Genomic DNA, 20534 nt, shown 5'->3' on the forward strand with positions numbered 1-20534 from the left:
TCATGCCTTCTGTTGAGTGTGTTGCACGAGCTTCGCCGGCACGCCGCCGATCGAACCCGCGCCCATCGTGATCACCACGTCGCCGTTCTGCGCGACCTTCGCCAATGCATCCGGCACGTCGTCGACCGTCGCGACGAACACCGGGTCAACCTTCCCCACCGCGCGCAGCGCACGCGACAGCGCGTCGCCGTTGGCCGTCGCGATCGCCGCTTCGCCCGCGGCATAGACTTCCGTCAGCACCAGCGCGTCGACCGTCGACAGTACGTTGACGAAATCGTCGAAGCAGTCGCGCGTGCGCGTGTAGCGGTGCGGCTGGAACGCCAGCACGAGGCGGCGGCCCGGGAACGCGCCGCGCGCGGCCGCGATCGTCGCGGCCATCTCGACCGGGTGGTGGCCGTAATCGTCGATCAGCGTGTACTGGCCGCCGTCCGCGCTCGGCACCTCGCCGTAGCGCTGGAAGCGCCGGCCGACGCCGTTGAATTCCGCGAGCGCCAGCTGGATCGCGTCGTCCGCCACGCCGAGATCGGTCGCGATCGCGATCGCCGCGAGCGCGTTCTGCACGTTGTGCAGGCCCGGCAGGTTCAGCACCACCGCGAGCGGCGCACGGCCTTCGCGGATCACCGTGAAATGCATGCGGCCGTCGCGCGCGTCGATGTCTTCCGCGCGCACCTGCGCGTCCGGCGACAGCCCGTAGCGCACGACCGGCTTCGAGATGAACGGGATGATCTGCCGCACGTTCGGATCGTCGACGCACACCACCGCGCTGCCGTAGAACGGCAGGCGCTGCGTGAACTCGATGAACGCCTGCTTGAGCCGCGCGAAATCGTGGCCGTAGGTGTCCATGTGATCGGCGTCGATGTTCGTGATGACTTCGATCACCGGATACAGGTTCAGGAACGACGCGTCCGACTCGTCGGCCTCGGCGACGATGAAGTCGCCCGTGCCGAGCCGCGCGTTCGCGCCGGCGCTGATCAGCCGGCCGCCGATCACGAAGGTCGGGTCGAGGCCGCCTGCCGCGAGCACGCTCGCGACGAGGCTCGTCGTCGTGGTCTTGCCGTGCGTGCCGGCGATCGCGATGCCCTGCTTCAGGCGCATCAGTTCCGCGAGCATCACCGCGCGCTGCACGATCGGCACGCGCTGGCTACGCGCGGCCAGCACCTCGGGGTTGTCCGAGCGCACGGCCGTCGATACGACGACCGCGTTCGCGCCCTCGATGTTCGCCGCGTCGTGGCCGATCGCGATCCGCGCGCCGAGCGCCTCGAGACGGTCGGTCACCGCGTTGCGCGACAGGTCGGAGCCGCTGACCTCGTAGCCGAGGTTGACGAGCACTTCTGCGATGCCGCTCATGCCCGCGCCGCCGATCCCGACGAAATGAATGTGTTTGACGATGTGTTTCATTGCAGTTTTTCCAGGTTCGCGCCGGCCGCCTTCGCGCAGACACGCGCGACTTCGTCGGTGGCCTCGGGCTTCGCCAGCGAGCGCGAACGCTCCGCCATGTCCGCGAGCGACGCCCGCGACTGGCCGCGCAGCCAGTCGGCGAGCAGTTCCGCCGACAGGTCGCGTTGTTGCACCAGCACCGCCGCGCCCGCATCGGCGAGGAACGCGGCGTTGGTCGTCTGGTGGTCGTCGACCGCGTACGGGAACGGCACGAACAGCGCCGCCACGCCCACCGCCGCGATCTCCGACACCGTCATCGCGCCGGAACGGCAGATCACCAGATCCGCCGCCGCGTACGCGCTCGCCATGTCGTCGATGAACGGCACGAGCCGCACGTCTTCGCCGGCCGCGAAACCGGCCGCTTCGTAATTCGCCTTGAGCGCGTCGATGTGCTTCGCGCCGGCCTGGTGCACGACGCGCGGGCGCTCGTCCGGCGTCAGCAGCGCCAGCGCGCGCGGCACGACTTCGTTCAGCGCGGCCGCACCGAGGCTGCCGCCGACGACCAGCACGTTCAGCGGGCCGCTGCGCGACGCATAGCGTGCTTTGGGCGGTTCCGTGTGCGCAAGTTCCGCACGAATCGGGTTGCCCGTCCATTCCGCGTGCGGCAGCGCGCCGGGAAACGCGACGAGCACGCGTTTGGCCAGTTTCGCGAGCACCTTGTTGGTCAGGCCCGCGATCGAATTCTGTTCGTGCAGCACGAGCGGACGACCCGACAGCGCGGCCATCACGCCCGCCGGGAACGTGATGTAGCCACCCATCCCGAGCACGACGTCCGGCCGCACGCGGCGCAGCGCGCCGAGGCTCTGCCAGCATGCGCGCAGCAGGTTGAACGGCAGCGTCAGCTTGGTCTTCAGGCCCTTGCCGCGCAGTCCGCCGAAGCGCACGTATTCCATCGGAATGCCGTGCTTCGGCACGAGCGTCGCTTCCATCCCGGCCGGATTGCCGAGCCACACGACGCGCCAGCCCGCCGCTTCCATCCGGTGCGCGACCGCGAGCCCCGGGAACACGTGGCCCCCGGTGCCGCCTGCCATCACCATCAGCGTGCGTCGCGACGCGGTCATACCTTCCCTCCCCGCATCAGCAAGAATGAACGAACGTTTTGGCTACGGCCGCTACGCTTAACTTCGCACGCTTCGCGCACGAAGTTAGCCTTCGCCGAAATCGCGTACTGACGCAGGGAGGTCATACCTTCCCTCCCCGCATCAGGACGCGATTTTCATAATCGACCCGCAGCAGCACCGCGAGCGCGACACAGTTCAGCAGGATGCCCGAACCGCCATAGCTCACGAGCGGCAGCGTCAGGCCCTTGGTCGGCAGCAGGCCGAGGTTCACGCCCATGTTGATGAACGTCTGCGCGCCGAACCAGATACCGATGCCCTTCGCCGTCAGGCCCGCGAACGTGCGATCGAGCGCGAGCGCCTGGCGGCCGATCTCGAACGCGCGGCGCACGATCCAGTAGAACAGCAGGATCACGACCATCACGCCGACGAAGCCGAGTTCCTCGCCGATCACCGCGAGGATGAAGTCGGTATGCGCTTCGGGCAGGTAGTTCAGCTTCTCGACGCTGCCGCCGAGGCCGACGCCGAACCACTCGCCGCGGCCGAACGCGATCAGCGAATGCGTGAGCTGGTACGCCTTGCCCTGCGCATAGCGCTCGTCCCACGGATCGAGATACGCGAAGATCCGCTCGCGACGCCACGGCGACAGCCATACGAGCATCGTGAAGGTGCCGACCGCCGTCGCGACCAGGCCGCCGAACAGCTTGCCGTTCACGCCGCCGAGGAACAGCACGCCCATCGCGATCGCGGCGACCACCATGAACGCGCCCATGTCCGGCTCGAGCAGCAGCAGCGCGCCGACGAGACCGACCGCGAACGCCATCGGCAGGAAGCCTTTCGCGAAGCTCTGCATGTACTCCTGCTTGCGCACCGTGTAGTTCGCCGCGTAGATCGTCACCGCGAGCTTCATGATTTCCGACGGCTGCATGTTCGTGATGCCGAGCGGAATCCAGCGGCGCGCGCCGTTCACGCCCTTGCCGACGTGCGGGATCAGCACGATCACGAGGCCGACCAGCGCGATCAGGAAGAGATGCGGCGCGTATTTGTCCCAGGTCGACACCGGCACGCGGAACGCGATCACCGCCGCGATGAACGCGACGACGAGCGACACGCAGTGGCGCATCAGGAACGCGTAATCGTGATACGACGCGTATTTCGGCGAATCGGGCATCGCGATCGACGCCGAATACACCATCACGACGCCGAGCCCGAGCAGCGCGATCGCGACCCACAGCAGCGAGTAGTCGAAGTCGAGCATCCGCGAGCGGCTCGGCCGCACGCCGTTGACGACGCTCGCGAGGCCGCCGGTCGCAGCGCGCGTGGCGGACGCGACGCGGCCGCCGGCGGCATTGCCGCCGGTGTCGCGCCGGTCGTTGAAACGGGAGACGAGGCGATCGGACCAGCTCATGGCGTCGCTCCTTTGTCGATGGCGACTTCATCCACCGCCGCGCGGAACACCTCCGCGCGATGGGCGTAGTTCCTGAACATGTCGAGGCTCGCGCACGCGGGCGACAGCAGCACCGCATCGCCCGGCTCGGCGAGCTCGGCGGCGGCACGCACCGCGTCTTCGAGCGTCGCGTGGTCCGCGAGCGGCACGCCGGTTTCGGCGAGCGTGTCGCGAATCGCCGGCGCGTCGCGGCCGATCAGCATCACCGCACGACACCAGCGCGCGACCGGCGCGACCAGCGGCGCGAAATCCTGCCCCTTGCCGTCGCCGCCGGCGATCAGCACGATCTTCTGCGCGAGCCCGTCGAGCGCGGCCACCGTCGCGCCGACGTTCGTTCCCTTGCTGTCGTCGACGTAGTCCACGTCGTCGATCGTCGCGATCACTTCGACGCGATGCGCCTCGCCGCGGTATTCGCGCAGCGCGTGCAGCAGCGGCGCTGCGGCCAAGTCGATCGCACGCGCGAGCGCGAACGCGGCCAGCGCGTTCGCCGCGTTGTGCAGCCCGCGGATGCGCAGCGCGTCGACCGGCATCAGGCGCTTCTGCGCGATGTCGGGCGTATGCGCGCCGTCGCGCTTGCGCCGGCGGGTCGTCGTCGTTTCGTCCGGCGCGTCGCGGTCGACCGCTTCGACCAGCCACGCGATACCGTTATCGCGCGACAGCCCGTAGTCGCCGTCCTGCACCGGTTCGTTCAGCCCGAACGTGACCGTGCGCGCCGCATCGGCCGCGCCGGCGGCCGGCGCGAACTTCATCACGGCCGCATCGTCGCGGTTGAGCACGCGCGTCGTCGTCGCGCCGAAGATCCGGCCCTTCGCGGCCGCATACGCGTCGAAGCTGCCGTGCCAGTCGAGGTGATCCTGCGTGATGTTGAGAATCGCGGCCGCGTCGGGTGCGAACGTGCGCGCCGTCTCGAGCTGGAAGCTCGACAGTTCGAGCACCCAGACGTCGGGCAGCGCCGTCTCGTCGATCGCGCCCGCGAGCCGGTCGAGCATCGCCGGGCTGATGTTGCCGGCGACGGCGACCTTCTTGCCCGAACGCCGGCACAGCAGGCCCGTCAGGCTCGTCGTCGTGGTCTTGCCGTTGGTGCCGGTGATCGCGAGCACCTTCGGCTGGTAGCCGCTCGTGCCGAGCGCGCGCAGCGCCTGCGCGAAGAATTCCAGTTCGCCCCAGACCGCGATCGCGCGCTCGTTCGCGGCCGCGATCAGCGCCGCCAGCGCCGGTTCGAGCGGCGACAGGCCGGGGCTCAGCCCGACGATCTCGACGCCGCCGTCGAGCAGCGCGGGCGTGAACGGCCCGCCGACGAACTCCGCATCGATGCCTTCGGCCTGCAGCGCGGCAAGGTTCGGCGGCGCCTCGCGGGTATCGGCAATACGCAGCCGGCACCCGTGCCTCGCGCACCACCGCGCGATTGCGAGGCCCGATTCACCGAGCCCCAGTACGAGCACCATCGGCCGCTGCCGATCTCCAAACATCTCGCCAGACATCCTTGTTACCTTTCCTTTACCGCAGCTTGAGGGTGGACAGACCGAACAGGCACAGCATCAGCGTGATGATCCAGAAACGCACCACCACCTGCGTTTCCTTCCAGCCGGACAATTCGAAATGGTGATGCAGCGGCGCCATCTTCAGCAGGCGCCGCCCTTCGCCGTAACGCTTCTTCGTGTACTTGAACCACGACACCTGCAGCATCACCGACAGCGTTTCCGCGACGAAGATGCCGCCCATGATGAACAGCACGATTTCCTGGCGCACGATCACCGCGACCGTGCCGAGCGCGCCGCCGAGCGCCAGCGCGCCGACGTCGCCCATGAACACCTGCGCGGGGTGCGTGTTGTACCAGAGGAACGCGAGCCCTGCCCCGCCCATCGCGGAACAGAAGATCAGCAGTTCACCGGCGCCCGGGATGTGCGGGAACAGCAGGTATTTCGAATAGACCGAGCTGCCCATCACGTACGCGAACACGCCGAGCGACCCGCCGACCAGCACGACCGGCATGATCACGAGCCCGTCGAGGCCGTCGGTCAGGTTCACCGCGTTGCTCGCGCCGACGATCACGAAATACGTCAGCACGATGAAGCCCCAGACGCCCAGCGGATAGCTGATCGACTTCAGGAACGGCAGCATCAGGTCGGCCCGCGCCGGCAGCCCCATCGACAGGCCGCTCCTCACCCACGCCATGAACAGGTCGAACACGCGCACGTTGTTCGCCTCGGACACGCTGAATGCGAGGTAGACCGCCGCGAACAGCCCGATCACCGACTGCCAGAAATACTTTTCGCGCGACGACATCCCGCGCGGGTCCTTGTAGACGACCTTGCGGTAGTCGTCGACCCAGCCGATCACGCCGAAGCCGAACGTGACGAGCATCACGATCCAGATGAAACGGTTCGTCAGGTCGCCCCACAGCAGCGTCGCGACCGCGATGCCGATCAGGATCAGCACGCCGCCCATCGTCGGCGTGCCGGACTTGACGAGATGGCTTTGCGGGCCGTCCTTGCGCACGGCCTGCCCGACCTTCATTTGCGTCAGCTTGCGGATCACCCACGGTCCGCACACGAGCCCGATACCGAGCGCGGTGATGGTAGCCATCACCGCACGGAACGTCAGGTACGTGAACAAGCGCAAAAAGCTTGCGTCTCCCTGCAGCCATTGCGCCAGCGCCAGCAGCATGCTTCCTTCCTTCTACTCAGTGTGCAGCGGGCACCGTGCCCGCCGCGGGTTGGTTCGTCAGCGCGTCGACCACGCGCTCCATCTTCATGTACCGCGAGCCCTTCACGAGCACCGTCGCCCGCGCGCCATAGCCCGCCGCGAGCAGCGCCGTCACCAGCGCGCCGACGTCGCCGAAGTGGCGGGCCGTCTCGCCGTACGCCGTGCACGCATCGCGCGACGCATCGCCGAGCGCGAACAGCGCATCGATGCCGCGCTCGCGCGCATACGCACCGATCTCCCGGTGAAACGCCGGGCCTTCGTCGCCGACTTCACCCATGTCGCCGATCACCAGCACGCGCGGCGCCGGATGGGCAGCAAGCACGTCGATCGCCGCACGCATCGAATCGGGGTTCGCGTTGTACGTATCGTCGACGACCGTCGCGCCCGCGAGGCTGCCGGCGATCGCCTGCTTCACCTGGAGCCGGCCCTTGACCGGTTCGAACGACTCGAGGCCCTGCTTGATCGCCGACAGTTCGACACCCGCGCCCAGCGCCGCGGCCGTCGCGGCCAGCGCGTTGCGCGCGTTGTGCTCGCCGAGCGCACGCAACCGCACCGTAACGGCGCCCGCCGGCGTGTCGATCGCGAGTTCGCCGCCGTGAAGGCGCCCGACGACCTGCGCATCGTTCTGCCGTTCGGCGTCGTGCAGTGCGAAATCGAGGATCCGGTTGCCGGTCGCCGCGACGCGCCAGATGCCCGCGTACGCATCGTCGGCCGGGAACACCGCGACGCCGTCCGGCGGCAGCGCGTGGATCACGGCCGCGTGTTCGAGCGCGACGGCTTCGACCGTCGCCATGAATTCCTGGTGTTCGCGCTGCGCGTTGTTGACGAGCGCGACCGTCGGCGCGGTGAGGCGCGCCAGAACTTCGGTTTCGCCCGGGTGATTCATGCCGATCTCGATTACCGCGAGGCGATGCGCGGTCGACAGGCGCAGCAACGTCAGCGGCAGCCCGACGTCGTTGTTCAGGTTGCCGGCCGTCGCGAGCCGCGCGTCGGTACCGACCGCCGCGGCGAAGATCGACGCGATCATTTCCTTGACGGTCGTCTTGCCGTTGCTGCCCGTCACCGCGACGAGCGGCAGCGCGAATCGTTTGCGCCAGCCGTGCGCGAGCGCGCCGAGCGCGGCACGCGTTTCGCCGCCTTCGATCGCCGGCATCGCGAGACCCGCCGGCACGTGTGCGACGAGCGCCGCCGACGCGCCGCACGCGGCCACGTCGCCGAGGAAGTCGTGCGCGTCGAAGCGCTCGCCCTTCAGCGCGACGAACAGGTCGCCAGGGCCGACCGTGCGGCTGTCCGTCGACACGCGCTCGAACGTGGTGTCCGGATCGCCGTGGACGGTGGCGCCGGGAATCAGGCGGGCGGCTTCGCCCAGACTGAGCATCGTCATTCGCCGCCTCCCTTGCCATGCGTCGCGCGTGCCGCGAGTGCGAGCCGCGCGTGATCCTGATCGGAGAACGTGCGCTTCTTGCCCATGATTTCCTGCGTTGCCTCGTGCCCCTTGCCGGCCAGCACGACGACATCCTCGCGGGCGGCGCCCCGCACGGCCTGCAGGATCGCGCTCGCGCGATCCTCGATGCGGCGTGCGCGATCGGGCGCGGTCATGCCCGCGATGACCTGGTCGATGATGCGCTGCGGATCCTCGCTGCGCGGGTTGTCGCTCGTGACGACGACTTCGTCGGCGAGCCGCTCGGCGATCGCGCCCATCAGCGGACGCTTGGTCGCATCGCGATCGCCGCCGCAGCCGAACATGCAGACGAGCCGGCCGCCGCGCGCCGCCGCGATCGGGCGCAACGCGTCGAGCGTCTTCTCGAGCGCGTCGGGCGTATGTGCATAGTCGATCACGACCAGCGGTTCGTCGTTCGCCAGCCGGCCGCCAAGGCGCTGCATGCGGCCGTTGACGGACTCGAGCCGCGCAATCTCCGCGACCGCCGCGTCGAACGGCAGGTCGGCCGCGAGCAGCGAGCCGAGCACCGCGAGCAGGTTGCTGACGTTGAACGTGCCGAGCGTGCCGACTTCGATGTCCGCATCGCCCCACGACGAGCGCAGGCGGAATGCCGTGCCCGTGGCGGTCGCGCGCACGTCGAGCGCGACCAGCTCGCGATCGGCGTCGGCTGCGTGCACGTCGCCGATCCCGTAGGCGATCGTGCGCACGCGGCCGGCCAGCTTCTCGAGCAGGCGGCGGCCGGCTGCGTCGTCGCGATTGACGACCGCCGCGCGCAGGCCGCGCCATGCGAACAGCTTCGACTTCGAGGCTTCGTACGCATCGAACGTGCCGTGATAGTCGAGGTGATCCTGCGTGAGGTTCGTGAACACGGCGATGTCGAACGCCGTGCCGTTCACGCGGCCCTGGTGCAGCGCGTGCGACGACACTTCCATCGCGACGGCCTTTGCGCCCGCGTCGTGCAGTTGCGCGAGGCTGCGCTGCAGCTGCGGCGCGTCCGGCGTCGTGAAGCCGGTCGGCACCAGCTGCCCCGGCATGCCGCTGCCGAGCGTGCCGATCAGCGCGCACGGCTGGTGCAGCGCCGTCAGCGCGGCCGCGATCCAGTGCGTGCACGACGTCTTGCCGTTGGTGCCGGTCACGCCGATGGCGAGCAGGCTGTCGCTCGGGTCGCCGTACCAGCCGCTGGCGATCTCGCCGGCCAGCTGGTCGAGCGCCGGCACCGCGAGTGCGACGGGTGCGGCCGGCGCGGCTGCGAGGCCTTCCGGCTGGTACAGCACGGCGGCCGCACCGCGGGAGACGGCCTCGGCAATGAAGGCGCGATTGTCTGCCCCGTCGACCGCATAGCCGAGAAACACGTCGCCTGCCTGCAGGCTGCGCGTGTCGGCATGCAGTTGCGCCGCGGGGGCCACATGCTGGCGCAGCCACGCAAGCGCGGCCGCGATCTGCTGATGCGCCGGATGGGAACTGCGAGCGGCGCTCATCGAACAACTCCTGGTGAATTACGTGTCGTGCTGGATACGATCATATGCTTCGCACCGCCGCCGGCGGCGAGCTTTTGCGGGCCCGTCCTGGCGGGCGTGCCCGGCGTGTCGTCGGACACGACCAGTTGCTTGATCGGCATGTTCGGCGGCACGTTCAGCGCACGCATCGTATCGCCCGCGATCGCCGAGAATACGGGGCCCGACACCTGGCCGCCGAAGTGGCTGCCGGCGGTCGGCTCGTCGACCGACACCGCGATCACGACGCGCGGATTCGGCATCGGCGCCATCCCGACGAACGACGCGCGGTACTTGCGCGTGTAGCCGTGACCTTCATGCTTGTACGCGGTACCGCTCTTGCCGCCGACCCGATAACCCGGCACGGCCGCATCCGGCGACGTGCCGCCCGGCGCGACCACCGTCTCGAGCATCGCGCGCACTTCGCGCGCGGTGGTCGGGTTGAACACCTGCGTGCCCACGATCGGCTGATTGGGGTCGGTCTTGAAAATGGTCACGGGCATCAACTCGCCGTCGTGCGCGATCGCCGTGTAGGCGCGCGCGAGCTGGAACAGCGACACCGACAGGCCGTAGCCGTACGACATCGTCGCCTGCTCGATGCGCCGCCAGTTCTTCCACGGACGCAGGCGGCCGGCCACCGCGCCCGGGAACCCGACCTTCGGCGCCTGACCGAGGCCGATGCTCGTATACATATTCCACATTTCCTCGGGCCGCATCGTCATCGCGATCTTCGTCGCGCCGATGTTGCTCGACTTCTGGATCACACCGCCGACCGTCAGCGTGCCGAAACCCGCGTCGTCGGTGATCGGCGCGCCGTCGAGCACGAAATGCCCGTTGCCCGTTTCGACGAGCGTGTTCGGCGTCACGCGGTGCAGGTCGAGCGCGAGCGACACCGTAAACGGCTTCATGATCGAGCCCGGCTCGAACACGTCGGTCATGATCCGGTTGCGCAACTGCTCGCCCGTCATGCGCGAACGGTCGTTCGGGTTGTAGGTCGGGTAGTTGACGAGCGCGAGCACCTCGCCGGTACGCACGTCGACCACCATCGCCGCGCCGGCCTTCGCCTTGAACTTCTCGACGGCGGCCTTCAGGTTCGCATACGCGATGTACTGGATCTTGCTGTCGATCGACAGGTCGACGTCCGTCCCGTTGTGCGGCGGGATCTGCTCGGCGACGTCCTCGACGATGTGCCCCATCCGGTCCTTGATCACGCGGCGCACGCCGGACGTGCCGGACAGCATCTTCTGGTCGCCGAGCTCGACGCCTTCCTGCCCTTCGTCCTCGACGTTCGTGAAGCCGATCAGGTGAGCAGTGATCTCGCCTTCCGGATAGAAACGCTTGTATTCGTTGCGCTGATAGACGCCGGGGATGTCGAGCGCGGCGACCTTGTCCGCGATGTCGATCGGCACCTGGCGCTTCACATAGACGAATCCCTTGTCTTCCGACAGCTTCACGCGCAGTTCCTTCGGCGTCATGCCGAGGAGCTTGCCGAGCTGATTGACCTTGTCCGCGCCGAGATCGTCCGGCACGGCATCCGGAATCGCCCAGATCGCGCGCACGGGCAGGCTCGTCGCGAGCACGAGCCCGTTACGGTCGAGGATCTTGCCGCGCGTGGCCGGCAGCTCGATCGTGCGCTGGTAGCGGCTTTCGCCCTGCTTCTGATAGAACGCGTTGCCGGGCCCCTGGATCCAGAACGCCCGCGCGGCCAGTGCGACGAACGCCATGAACAGCAGGAACACGACGAATTTCGAGCGCCACATCGGCAGGTGCACGCCGAGCACGGGGCTCGACGAGAATTTCACGTCCTGGCGCTTTTGTGCCGGCTTCATCGCGCGCCTCCCCCGCCCTTGGCGGCCGTCTCGGCCGAAGCCGGAATCGGTGCGTCGATCGCCTTCACGGCGCCCGGCGGCAGCGTCAGGTATTGGGTGCGACCCGTCGTGATCGCCTGCATCTTCAGCGAATCGTTCGCGAGTTGCTCGATACGCGACGTCTTCGACAGCGCGCTCTGCTGATATTGAAGCTGCGCGTAGTCCTGCTGGAGCTGACGCTCCTGCGACTGCGCACGCTGCAGCTGGATGAAGATCTGGCGCTGCTGGTTCGTCGAGTTGACGACCGACAGCGCGCAGCCCATCACGATGATCAGCAGGAAGATATTGAAGCGGCTCATGGCGTGACGCGCTCCGCGATGCGCATCACGGCCGACCGGGCGCGCGGATTCGCGGCAACTTCCGCTTCGCTCGGAAACTGGCGGCTGATGATCTTGAGCGGCGGGCTCGGGAGGTCGACGGCGCGGATCGGCAGGCGACGATCGACCGCAGGCGCGCTCGCGTGCGCCTGCATGAATCGCTTGACGATCCGGTCCTCGAGTGAATGAAAGCTGATGACCACCAGCCGCCCCCCTTGCTCCAGCAACGACAATGCCGCGTCTAGTACGACTTGCAGGTCCGCAAGCTCTTGATTGACGTGAATCCGTATAGCCTGAAAGGTGCGGGTTGCCGGATCCTTGCCCTTCTCACGGGTTTTGACGACGTTACCCACGATTTGGGCAAGCTCGCCCGTGGTGTCGAGAGGCCCAAGACGGTCGGACTCTGCCCGGCGAGCAACAAGCGCCTTTGCAATCTGAAAAGCAAACCGTTCTTCCCCATAATCCCGTATCACCTCCGTCAATTCCTGCACCGAAGCCCGCGCGAGCCACTCGGCCGCCGACTCGCCGCGCGTCGGATCCATTCGCATGTCCAGCGGGCCATCCGCGCGAAAGCTGAAGCCGCGCGCCGGATCGTCCACCTGCGGCGAGGACACGCCCAGGTCCAGCAACACACCCGACACCTTCTCGACGCCGCGCGCCGCAAGCGCGTCGCGCATCGATGCAAAGCTGTCATGCACGATCGAGAAGCGCGCATCCTCGATGCGCTGCGCCGTCTCGATCGCCCTCGGATCCTTGTCGAACGCGATCAGCCGGCCGGCCGCCGCCAGCCGCGCGAGCACCGCGCGGCTGTGACCGCCGCGCCCGAACGTACCGTCGACATAAATGCCGTCCGGCCGCGTCACGAGCGAATCGACCGCTTCGTCCAGAAGCACGGTCCGATGCTGCAATTCGTTTCCCATCGCGGGCGTCTCCGTCACCGCAATCAGAACGTGAAATTCTTCAGCGCGTCGGGCATGCCCTGCGCCATCGCTGCCTGCTCCTTCGCGATGTAGGTCTGCGAATCCCACAGCTCGAAGTGACTACCCATTCCCAACAACATGACTTCCTTTTCCAGTCCGGCCGCCATCCGCAGCTCGGGCGATACGAGAATCCGGCCCGCGCTGTCGAGATCGACATCCATTGCATTGCCGAGAAAGATCCGCCGCCACCAATGTGCATCCATCGGCAGCGCGGCGATCTTGGCGCGGAATACCTCCCATTCGGGGCGCGGAAACAGCAACAGGCAGCCGTCCGGGTGCTTGGTCACAGTCACCCGTCCTTCTGCCTGTCCTTGCAGCGCTTCGCGATAGCGAGCCGGCACCGACATCCGCCCTTTCGCATCGAGCGTCAGCGCCGACGCCCCTTGGAACACTTTCCGCTCTCCCGTTCAGGGCACCGAAGCACCCGCTCAACGCTCAAGAATTTAGCCCGAATAGCCCGCCAAATCACACAAAAATACACTTTCTCACACTGTCTCCCACTTTAGAGGAAGGGTTTGGCACGGTCAAGGGAGCGGCCCGGTTTTTTGACGAATTTTGTTAGTTAGAACAAGGACTTACGCGCACATGCTCATGCGGCCCCTCATACCAAAAACCGTTATAAATGAATGAGCTAGTGCAACTTGTGAAGGTGATACGTGAGAAAGGCGGGCCAGACTGGCGTGCGGACGGGGCTTTCGGGGGCGGGAAAACGCGGAAAAAACGGGCGGTATCGATGGGTGACGGAGGTGGGCGGCGTCATGCGCCGCCCACCTCCGAATGTCACAGATAGTATGCAGTGCTCGTCATGACTTTCGACGCGGCGCGCATCAGCATCCGTGCGGGCAGCGGCAGTTCGATCCCGCCCGCATCGGTCGCGGCCTTGCCGTGCTTCACCTCGTCGAGCCGCATCTGCTCGACGATCGCGCGCGACGCCGTGTCGGTCGCCGGCAGCTCGGACAGGTGCCCGTCGAGGTGGCTCTCGACCTGACGCTCCGTCTCCGCCATGAAGCCGAGGCTGACCTTGTCGCCCAGCGTGCCGGCGACGACACCGATCGCGAGCGCGCCGGCGTACCACAGCGGGTTGAGCAGGCTCGGACGCGAATCGAGTTCCTTCAGCCGGTGCGCGGTCCACGCGAGATGATCCTCCTCCTCGCGCGCGGCTTCCTCGAACATCGCCTTCGACGACGACGAGCGCGCGGTCAGCTTCTGCGCCTGATAAAGCGCCTGCGCACAGACCTCGCCGACGTGGTTCACGCGCATCAGCCCCGCGGCATGCGTGCGCTCCGCGGGGGTCAGTTCGCCGGCCGGCGGCTCCGCCGGCGCGGGCACCGGGCGGCTCATCCGGCTAATGCCGGTCAGCGATCGCAGGCCGCGATCGAATTCGCTGATCAGTTCGTCCAACACCATCCTGTTCTCCTGGCTGCGTGCGCTGCCGCGGGCGGCAACGGCACGTGCTCCGCTACGTAACCGACTTGATTATTCAGCGGAAATTGCGGTTAACCCGTGATTTTAACCATTGTTGCATAAAGGAAACATGGGAACCTTGAGCCACGGCATTTCGCTTTGTCGGAAAAATCGGCTTTGCTACATTACGTGCGACTTCTTGCGAAGTTGATGGGGCCCGTCAACACACCATAACTATCCGCCCCGCCAAAAAAATTCAGTGATTCTTGGAGATCCGTTAATGAAAAAGTCGCTTCTCGCGCTCGTCGCGCTGGGCGCGTTTGCTGGCGCTGCACATGCGCAAAGCAGCGTGACGCTTTACGGCATCATCGATGAAGGCTTCATCTTCAACAACAACGCCAAGGGCGGCCATCTGTACGGCCTGGCAAGCGGCGTGATGCAAGGCAGCCGCTTCGGCCTGCGCGGCACCGAAGATCTGGGCAGCGGCCTGAAGGCGATCTTCGTGCTCGAGAACGGTTTTGACGTCAACTCCGGCAAGCTCGGCCAGGGCGGCCTGATGTTCGGCCGCCAGGCTTACGTCGGCCTGTCGAGCCAGTACGGTACGGTCACGCTGGGTCGCCAGTACGACTCCGTCGTCGACTTCGTCGGCCCGCTCGAGGCAGGCGACCAGTGGGGCGGCTACATCGCCGCTCACCCGGGCGACCTCGACAACTTCAACAACGCTTACCGTGTGAACAACGCGGTCAAGTACACGAGCCCGACCTACGGCGGCTTCTCGTTCGGCGGCCTGTACAGCTTCGGCGGTCAAGCCGGCCAGTTCTCGAAGAACCAGGTCTGGTCGCTCGGCGCCGGTTACAACAACGGCCCGCTGGTGTTGGGTGTCGGCTACTTGAACGCACGTACGCCGGCGAACTTCGGCGGCATGTTCAATACGGGCGCGTCGGCTGCTGCGACGGCCGTGTCGTCGCCGGTCTACGGCGCGTATGCGAACAGCGCGAACACGTACCAGGTCATCGGTGCGGGCGGCGCATACACGTTCGGCGCAGCGACGATCGGCGCGACGTACTCGAACACGAAGTTCAAGGGCTTCTCGGTCGGTCCGTTCGTGAACCAGACCGCGACCTTCAACAACGGCGAAATCAACTTCAAGTATCAGTTGACCCCGGCATTGATCGTCGGTGCGGCGTACGACTACACGCAAGGCAGCAAGATCGACGGCAACTCGGCAGCCAAGTACCACCAGGGCTCGCTGGGCGTCGACTACTTCCTGTCGAAGCGCACGGACGTCTACGTGATCGGCGTGTACCAGCATGCATCGGGCAACACGCTCGACTCGGCAGGCAACGTCGTTCAGGCACATGCTTCGATCAACGGTCTCGATCCGTCGACGACCAGCAACCAGGTCGCAGCGCGTGTCGGTATCCGTCACAAGTTCTAATCCGCTTGCCTGACAAGCCGCAGCATCTTGAAGGCGCCTTCGGGCGCCTTTTCTTTTGGGGCTGCGAAGCGGTGTGCGGTGTGCGGTGTGCGCGGAATGATCGCCGGGTAACGCACTCTTGGCGACGAATCGTTCGCGATGCTGACTCGACACGAACGCCACCATTTGCCGACTCCGGCGTGCAGCGAAGTGCCGCCCCGTTCGAATCGAGTCGGCGGCGGGCGGCCCGACCGGGGCGCTCCGCCCGCCGCGGCGCGCCCGGACGAACGCGCGCCGTTCCGATATGGCGCGGCAGCCCTGATGCGCACCACAAGCAAAAGAGCCCGGCACAGACCGGGCTCCTTCGTTCGACTTGGGTGTTACACGCGTCCGTCGCGCAGCTCGCGCCGCAGGATCTTGCCGACGTTCGTCTTCGGCAGCTCCGTGCGGAACTCGACGAGTTTCGGCCGCTTGTAACCGGTGAGCCGCTCCTTGCAGTACGCGAGGATGTCCTTGTCGGTCAGCGCCGGATCCTTCTTCACGACGAACAGCTTCACGGCTTCGCCCGAATGCTCGTCTGGCACGCCGACCGCCGCCACCTCGAACACGCCCGGGTGCGACGCCACCACGTCCTCGACCTCGTTCGGATACACGTTGAAACCGGATACCAGGATCATGTCCTTCTTCCGGTCGACGATCTTCACGTAACCGCGCGCGTCCATCACGCCGACGTCACCGGTCTTGAAGAAACCGTCCGCGAACATGACCTTCGCGGTTTCTTCCGGGCGGTTCCAGTAGCCGGCCATGACCTGCGGCCCGCGGATGCAGATCTCGCCCGGCTCGCCGAGCGCGACGTCGTTGCCGGCGTCGTCGCGGATGGCAATTTCGGTCGACGGCAGCGGCAGGCCGATCGTCCCGCTGTACTCGGTCGCCGTCACGGGGTTGCAGGTCGCGACCGGCGACGTTTCGGACAGGCCGTACCCTTCGATGATCGCCGTTTGGGTCTTCTCGTACCAGCGCTTCGCGACGCCTTCCTGGATCGCCATGCCACCGCCGTTGGCGATCACGAGCTTCGACAGGTCGAGCTGGTTGAATTCGGGATGGTTCAGCATTGCGTTGTACAACGTGTTGACGGCGGGAATCGTCGAGATCTGGTATCCCTTCAGTTCCTTGATCATGCCGCCGATGTCGCGCGGATTCGGAATCAGGATGCCCATGCCGCCCGTGCGCATCGTCAGGAAGCCGCAGACCGTCAGCGCGAACACGTGATAGAGCGGCAGCGCGACAACCGTCACGAATTGCTTCACCTCCGGGTACTTCGCGTGCGCGGGATGGTGCCAGGCGCCGGCCTGCAGCACGTTCGACACGATGTTCCGGTGCAGCAGCGTCGCGCCCTTCGCGACACCCGTCGTACCGCCCGTGTACTGGAGGAACGCGACGTCGTCGGGGCCGATCTTCGGCGGCTTGAAGGTCTGCCGCGCCCCTTCGGACAGCGCGGCCTTGAAGCGCGTGAACGACGGGAGCTGCCAGGCCGGCACCATCTTCTTCACGTTGCGTACGACGTAATTGACGAGCCAGCCCTTGATGCCCAGCAGGTCGCCCATCGACGCGACCACGACATGCTTGACGTCGGTATTGGCGATAACGGCCTGCAACGTCGACGCGAAATTCTCGAGAATGACGATCGCCTCGGCCCCGCTGTCCTTCAGCTGATGTTCGAGCTCGCGCGGCGTATAGAGCGGGTTGACGTTGACGACGGTGTAGCCCGCGCGGAGCACGGCAACGATCGCCACCGGGTACTGCAGCACGTTCGGCATCATGAGCGCGACGCGTGCGCCGCGCTTCAGGCCACGCGACTGCAGCCACGCGCCGAACCGGCGCGACAGTGCATCGAGTTCGCCGTACGTGATGCTCTTGCCCATGCAGACGAACGCCTTGCGGTCGCGATACTGCCTGAAGCTCTCGTCGAGGAGATCCGGGACGGAAGGATATGGAGACGCGTCGATTTCGGCTGGAACGCCGGGTGGGTACGATTTCAGCCAAATTTTATCCATACCGCGCGTCTCCTCACTGATTTTCGAATGGTCGTGCTAAAACGCATCGTAGCGGCTCGCCCGTCCTGAGACAACAGGGTTAGATGTCCACTTCGAACTTTCGAACGCATTCGTCCGATCATATCTGGAAGTTCCGTCAAGTCCGCTCAACTTCCACCAAACAATCGTAAAAGGTCGCCGAGTTGCCGAGGTCGGTCAGCGCCTGGCTCGTCACTTCGTTCGCGTTCCGACCGTCCGCCGACAATTTCTTCCACCAGATCGACAGCCCGACGACGAGCCCCGGCCGCGCGCGATCGGTCACTCTTGCGACCGCCTGCATCGATCCGCGGTCGTTGAATATGCGTACGACGTCGCCCTCCCCGATGCCGCGCGCATCGGCGTCGGCCGGGTGAATATCGAGATGCGGCTGGCCTTCCGTGCTGCGCAGGCTGTCCACGTTCACGAATGTGCTGTTCAGGAAGTGCCGGGCCGGCGGCGAAATCATCGCGAGCGGGTAGCGGGCGGCGAGTTCAGGCGCCGCCTCCGCCGATTCGAACGGCGGCAGGTAATCGGGCACCGGGTCCATGCCCATCTGCTCGAGTCGCGCGCTGTAGAACTCGCATTTGCCGGACGGTGTGCGAAAGCCGCCATTCGCGAAAGGCGCGTCCGCCACCTTGAGCTTCAGCCAGCCGGCACGCTTCAACGTCTCCCAGTCGCTGTCGAGCGCCGGATCGTCCCAGCGAAGCGCCGCCTGCGCGACCTGTTCGTCGCTGTGATAAAGCGCGGGCTCGTCCAGCCCCATGCTGCGCGCAATGCCGCGAAAGATTTCGGTGTTCGGTCGTGCGTCGCCGACCGGCGGAATCGCCGGCAGATTCGCCATCACATAGGTGTGGCCGTACGACTTGTGGACGTCGAGATGCTCGAGCTGCGTCGTGGCCGGCAACACAATGTCGGCGAAGTCGACAGTATCTGTCTTGAAGTGCTCGAGAACGACCGTGAACAGGTCTTCGCGCGCGAACCCGGCGGCGACTTTCGACGAGTCGGGGGCAACCGCAACCGGATTCGAGTTGTAGACGATCACTGCTTCGACCTTCGGCCCGAAAGTCGCGTCGCCCGGATGCAGCAGTGCATCGCCGATGGCATTCATGTTGATGATGCGCGGCAGTTTCTGCGGCCAGCCGGGCATCAGATCGGGGCGCAGCAGCGCCGCCTGATTGACCGGTGCAGATTCCGACGACGACAGCAGCAGCCCGCCGGCCCGGTCGCGCCACGCGCCCGTCAGCGCAGGCAGGCTCGCAATCGCGCGCACGGCGTTGCCGCCCCCGCGCACGCGCTGCATGCCGTAATTGAGGCGGATCGATGCCTTGCGGGTCGCGCCGTAACGACGTGCGAGTTCGATCAGTTCCGACGCCTCGATGCCGCAGATTTGCGCGACACGCTCCGGCGGATAGGACAGGGCTCGCGCCTTGAGCGCATCGAAGCCGAGCGTATGGCGTGCGATGTAGTCGTGATCGAGCAGATCCTCGGTGATCAGCACATGCATCATGCCGAGCGCGAACGCTCCGTCGGTGCCCGGTTTCAATGCGATGTGCTGATGGCATTTCTCTGCCGTCAGCGAGCGGTAGGGATCGATTGCGACGAGACGGGCGCCGCGACGCTTGGCTTCCTGCGCACGGGTCCAGAAATGCAGGCTGGAGGCGATCGGGTTGGCGCCCCAGATCAGGATCAACTCGCTTTCCTCGAAATGCTCGAGATGCATGCCGACGCTTCCGCCATACGTATAGCGCAGCCCTGCTGCGCCGGCCGCCGCGCAGATGGCCCGCTCGAGCCGGGACGCACCGAGTTTATGGAAGAACCGCTGGGCGATGCCTTCGCCCTGCACGAGCCCCATCGTTCCCGCGTAGCTGTACGGCAGGATCGCCTCCGGCGCGCGCGCGGCGATTTCGCCGAGACGACGACCGATCTCGTCGAATGCTTCGCTCCAGCTGATCGGCACGAAGCGCCCCTCCCCCTTCGCGCCCACGCGCTTGAGGGGAACAGTGAGTCGGTCGGGATGATGAACGCGGTCGGCGTATCGGCTGACTTTCGTACACAGCACGCCTTGCGTCGGCGGATGGTCGGGATCGCCCGCGACCTTGATCGCCCGACCGTTTTCGACGGTCACACGCATTGCGCACGTGTCCGGACAATCGTGCGGGCATACGGCCCGAGCTATCTGAGTGGCGGCGTTCATCGTTCTGGATGCTACTGGGGTGGAGATTCGCAAATTCTACGTGGCCACGCCGAATAAGGCGTCATTTCGCACGAGTTTCCGGCCTATTTGGCTAAAAAGCGGAGGCGGCGGACGGCGAATATCGATACGGGACGAACTTTGAAAAGTCGGTGCGACGATGTGGAGCGGGTATGAATGGTGCCAGGCCAGCGGCTTCGCCGAGTTCGCGCGAGTCGATTATTGACCGAAGATAGAAGCGAACAGGCGGGCGAATGGTCCTGGAGGATGGAAAGTGGATATGCGTTGCGGCTTGAGCAACAAACGGGAGAGATTCGACGGCCTGAGATCGCGTATTTCTTTGCTGCAAATGCAAAAACCCCCGCCTTTCGGGCGGGGGTTTCTGGCTTAGGGAGCCTGACGATTACCTACTTTCACACGGGAATCCGCACTATCATCGGCGTAGAGTCGTTTCACGGTCCTGTTCGGGATGGGAAGGGGTGGGACCGACTCGCTATGGTCATCAGGCAAAGAGGGTTGTCACGTTGCTTGGCAACGCGACCAATCTGGGAAGAAGCAGTAATTTTGAGTTGTGTGTATCACACACGAGAATCCAACCCGTCTGACGCGCTCATCTTAGCGCGAAACAGACTTGTTATAGGATCAAGCCTTACGGGCAATTAGTATCAGTTAGCTGAACGCATTACTGCGCTTACACACCTGA

Annotated in this window: 15 protein-coding genes and 1 rRNA gene; 1 reads left to right on the forward strand and 15 read right to left on the reverse strand. The window is 66.0% G+C overall.

The genetic code is table 11. The features are described from left to right. The 12 genes from murC to coq7 all read right to left on the reverse strand — a co-directional run bounded on the left by murC (window position 1) and on the right by coq7 (window position 14154). Window positions 1–1398 (reverse strand): UDP-N-acetylmuramate--L-alanine ligase, encoded by a 1398-nt coding sequence (murC, locus tag DID98_RS23035; RefSeq protein WP_044844234.1) that lies wholly within the window; start codon window positions 1396–1398, stop codon window positions 1–3. Next, window positions 1395–2498, reverse strand: a complete 1104-nt coding sequence (murG, locus tag DID98_RS23040) for an undecaprenyldiphospho-muramoylpentapeptide beta-N-acetylglucosaminyltransferase (protein ID WP_044844235.1) — start codon at window positions 2496–2498, stop codon at window positions 1395–1397. The genes murC and murG overlap by 4 nt, the downstream gene beginning before the upstream one ends. 121 nt (window positions 2499–2619) lie before the next feature. After that, a complete protein-coding gene (ftsW, locus tag DID98_RS23045; protein WP_044844236.1) occupies window positions 2620–3903 on the reverse strand; it encodes a putative lipid II flippase FtsW in 1284 nt (427 codons plus the stop codon). Further along, complete coding sequence (gene murD, locus DID98_RS23050; RefSeq protein WP_124571485.1) at window positions 3900–5411, reverse strand: UDP-N-acetylmuramoyl-L-alanine--D-glutamate ligase; 1512 nt, start codon at window positions 5409–5411, stop codon at window positions 3900–3902. The genes ftsW and murD overlap by 4 nt, the downstream gene beginning before the upstream one ends. 28 nt (window positions 5412–5439) lie before the next feature. Continuing rightward, entirely contained in the window at window positions 5440–6609 is a 1170-nt protein-coding gene (mraY, locus tag DID98_RS23055; protein ID WP_006752439.1) for a phospho-N-acetylmuramoyl-pentapeptide-transferase, read from the reverse strand. 16 nt (window positions 6610–6625) lie between these two features. After that, window positions 6626–8032, reverse strand: coding sequence for a UDP-N-acetylmuramoyl-tripeptide--D-alanyl-D-alanine ligase (gene murF / locus DID98_RS23060; protein ID WP_124520025.1), 1407 nt, complete (start codon window positions 8030–8032; stop codon window positions 6626–6628). After that, window positions 8029–9567, reverse strand: a complete 1539-nt coding sequence (locus DID98_RS23065; protein WP_044844239.1) for a UDP-N-acetylmuramoyl-L-alanyl-D-glutamate--2,6-diaminopimelate ligase — start codon at window positions 9565–9567, stop codon at window positions 8029–8031. The genes murF and DID98_RS23065 overlap by 4 nt, the downstream gene beginning before the upstream one ends. After that, window positions 9564–11411, reverse strand: coding sequence for a penicillin-binding protein 2 (locus DID98_RS23070; protein WP_124488219.1), 1848 nt, complete (start codon window positions 11409–11411; stop codon window positions 9564–9566). The genes DID98_RS23065 and DID98_RS23070 overlap by 4 nt, the downstream gene beginning before the upstream one ends. Then, window positions 11408–11749, reverse strand: a complete 342-nt coding sequence (gene ftsL / locus DID98_RS23075; RefSeq protein ID WP_044844241.1) for a cell division protein FtsL — start codon at window positions 11747–11749, stop codon at window positions 11408–11410. Before ftsL ends, DID98_RS23070 begins: the two co-directional genes overlap by 4 nt. Beyond that, on the reverse strand, window positions 11746–12687 hold the full coding sequence (gene rsmH / locus DID98_RS23080) for a 16S rRNA (cytosine(1402)-N(4))-methyltransferase RsmH (RefSeq protein WP_044844251.1): 942 nt from the start codon (window positions 12685–12687) through the stop codon (window positions 11746–11748). Before rsmH ends, ftsL begins: the two co-directional genes overlap by 4 nt. 23 nt (window positions 12688–12710) lie before the next feature. Further along, on the reverse strand, window positions 12711–13139 hold the full coding sequence (gene mraZ, locus DID98_RS23085; RefSeq protein ID WP_006400450.1) for a division/cell wall cluster transcriptional repressor MraZ: 429 nt from the start codon (window positions 13137–13139) through the stop codon (window positions 12711–12713). Between the two features lie 388 nt (window positions 13140–13527). Beyond that, window positions 13528–14154, reverse strand: coding sequence for a 2-polyprenyl-3-methyl-6-methoxy-1,4-benzoquinone monooxygenase (coq7, locus tag DID98_RS23090; protein ID WP_059608158.1), 627 nt, complete (start codon window positions 14152–14154; stop codon window positions 13528–13530). A 277-nt stretch (window positions 14155–14431) separates the two neighbouring features. Between coq7 and DID98_RS23095 the strand changes: the two genes are divergently transcribed. Beyond that, window positions 14432–15589 (forward strand): porin, encoded by a 1158-nt coding sequence (locus DID98_RS23095; protein ID WP_044844243.1) that lies wholly within the window; start codon window positions 14432–14434, stop codon window positions 15587–15589. A 359-nt stretch (window positions 15590–15948) separates the two neighbouring features. Here DID98_RS23095 and DID98_RS23100 read toward each other — a convergent pair whose 3' ends face one another. From DID98_RS23100 to rrf, 3 genes are all read right to left on the reverse strand, one after another. Beyond that, window positions 15949–17622, reverse strand: a complete 1674-nt coding sequence (locus DID98_RS23100) for a long-chain fatty acid--CoA ligase (protein ID WP_124571486.1) — start codon at window positions 17620–17622, stop codon at window positions 15949–15951. 136 nt (window positions 17623–17758) lie between these two features. Continuing rightward, window positions 17759–19834, reverse strand: a complete 2076-nt coding sequence (locus DID98_RS23105; protein ID WP_124571487.1) for a molybdopterin-dependent oxidoreductase — start codon at window positions 19832–19834, stop codon at window positions 17759–17761. Between the two features lie 391 nt (window positions 19835–20225). Further along, window positions 20226–20338 (reverse strand): 5S ribosomal RNA (rrf, locus tag DID98_RS23110). Between the last annotated feature and the right edge of the window lie 196 nt (window positions 20339–20534).

The sequence above is a fragment of the Burkholderia sp. Bp8984 genome, from assembly GCF_003853755.1.
GTDB lineage: Bacteria > Pseudomonadota > Gammaproteobacteria > Burkholderiales > Burkholderiaceae > Burkholderia.

Bases quoted from the DNA above. Each gene is read 5' to 3' on its own strand.
- murC (WP_044844234.1), bottom strand. From the start codon at position 1,398: ATGAAACACATCGTCAAACACATTCATTTCGTCGGGATCGGCGGCGCG.
- murG (WP_044844235.1), bottom strand. From the start codon at position 2,498: ATGACCGCGTCGCGACGCACGCTGATGGTGATGGCAGGCGGCACCGGG.
- ftsW (WP_044844236.1), bottom strand. From the start codon at position 3,903: ATGAGCTGGTCCGATCGCCTCGTCTCCCGTTTCAACGACCGGCGCGAC.
- murD (WP_124571485.1), bottom strand. From the start codon at position 5,411: ATGTTTGGAGATCGGCAGCGGCCGATGGTGCTCGTACTGGGGCTCGGT.
- mraY (WP_006752439.1), bottom strand. From the start codon at position 6,609: ATGCTGCTGGCGCTGGCGCAATGGCTGCAGGGAGACGCAAGCTTTTTG.
- murF (WP_124520025.1), bottom strand. From the start codon at position 8,032: ATGACGATGCTCAGTCTGGGCGAAGCCGCCCGCCTGATTCCCGGCGCC.
- DID98_RS23065 (WP_044844239.1), bottom strand. From the start codon at position 9,567: ATGAGCGCCGCTCGCAGTTCCCATCCGGCGCATCAGCAGATCGCGGCC.
- DID98_RS23070 (WP_124488219.1), bottom strand. From the start codon at position 11,411: ATGAAGCCGGCACAAAAGCGCCAGGACGTGAAATTCTCGTCGAGCCCC.
- ftsL (WP_044844241.1), bottom strand. From the start codon at position 11,749: ATGAGCCGCTTCAATATCTTCCTGCTGATCATCGTGATGGGCTGCGCG.
- rsmH (WP_044844251.1), bottom strand. From the start codon at position 12,687: ATGGGAAACGAATTGCAGCATCGGACCGTGCTTCTGGACGAAGCGGTC.
- coq7 (WP_059608158.1), bottom strand. From the start codon at position 14,154: ATGGTGTTGGACGAACTGATCAGCGAATTCGATCGCGGCCTGCGATCG.
- DID98_RS23095 (WP_044844243.1), top strand. From the start codon at position 14,432: ATGAAAAAGTCGCTTCTCGCGCTCGTCGCGCTGGGCGCGTTTGCTGGC.
- DID98_RS23100 (WP_124571486.1), bottom strand. From the start codon at position 17,622: ATGGATAAAATTTGGCTGAAATCGTACCCACCCGGCGTTCCAGCCGAA.
- DID98_RS23105 (WP_124571487.1), bottom strand. From the start codon at position 19,834: ATGAACGCCGCCACTCAGATAGCTCGGGCCGTATGCCCGCACGATTGT.